The 1445-nt window shown below is 63.3% G+C and carries 1 protein-coding gene; it reads left to right on the top strand.

Going from position 1 to position 1445, the window contains the following annotated elements; genetic code table 11:
• Nucleotides 1-1101: xanthine dehydrogenase family protein molybdopterin-binding subunit (locus tag AC5ZG1_RS43910; RefSeq protein WP_496136512.1), on the top strand; the 1101-nt coding region annotated here is incomplete at its 5' end.
• Nucleotides 1102-1445: the final 344 nt, after the last annotated feature.

Raw genomic sequence — 1445 nt, forward strand, 5'->3', positions numbered from 1 at the left:
CTCGGAGTCGATCCGCTCGAATTGCGCCTCAACAATTTTGCTGATCACGACCAGGAGAACGGCCGGCCCTGGAGCAGCAACAGCCTTCGCGAATGCTATCGCGTCGGCGCCGAGCGTTTCGGCTGGGCCGAGCGCCGTGCGCGATCGGCAGCCAAAGTCGGCCGCTGGAAAATCGGCTTCGGCATGGCGACGACGCTCTATCCGGCAATCCGCCAGGCCTGCCACGCGCGCGTCGCGCTACGCGCCGACGGCTCGCTGCTGGTCCAGTGCGGGACACAGGACATGGGCTCGGGCACCTACACCACGCTCGGCCAGATCGCAGCCGATGCACTCGGCTTAAGCATGGACAAGATCACCGTCGAGCTCGGCGACACCGACTTGCCGGACGGCCCTTTCTCCGGCGGATCGCAGGTCACGGCGAGCATCTTTCCCGCCATTGAAGCGGCGACGTCGAAGCTGCGCGCGGCGCTCGCGAGCATCGCAACGGCCGACACCACCTCGCCGCTCGGCGGCAAGCCGCCGGAGGATCTCGAATTCGCCGACGGGATGATCCGCAGCCGCTCCGGCAACGCCAGCGAGAGGCTCACCGATGTCCTCGCACGTGCCGCCACTGATGGCCTCGAGGCTGAGGGCGAGAGCCCGGCGACCGATCATCAGAAACTTGCGGCAACCGGCATGGGATATGGCGCGATCTTTGTCGAGATCGGCGTCGATCCCGAGCTCGGCGAGATGCGCGTCCGCCGCGTCTGCGGTGCCTTTGCGGCCGGGCGCATCCTCAATCCGCTGCTGGCGAAGAGCCAGTATATCGGCGGTCTCATCGGCGGCATCGGCATGGCGTTGCATGAGCAGACCGTGACCGATGCTGCGACCGGCAGCATCCTCGGCAAGTCGTTCACCGACTATCTCATTCCGGTTCATGCCGACATGCCCGCATTCGACGTCGCCATGATCGACGAGGACGACCCGCATCTCCCCGGCGGCGTCAAGGGCATCGGTATGCTCGGCACCGCCGGCATCCAGGCCGCGATCGCCAACGCCGTCTACGACGCCATCGGCAAGCGCATTCGCAAGCTGCCGATCCGGATCGAGGATTGTCTCTGATCGCGGCACGTGGCTGCGCGCTCAAATAACTTCTGCGCTGCCGGAAAATGATGGCGGAGAGAGTGGGAGTCAAACTCCCGATTTCGATTACTCCACTTCGAAAGACTGAAAGCCGCTGAATAAACGCTCGCCTGCCTCCTGCAAAGGTTTCGAGTTTGAGCCCGGTTCGATTCGGGCGATTGTTGAGCACGGACCGTGCCGGCGCAGATCGTTTGCTGTTTTTTGCGAGCTAATGCCGTCCGCATCCTGCTGGTATTTGTGCTGGTATCGGCAACAATCGCCGACAAAAGTGGCTTCAAATTCAAGTGGTTATGGCTCTAGGCAATTATCGGCCAGGGGCACCA

It is taken from the genome of Bradyrhizobium sp. Leo78 (assembly GCF_059512425.1).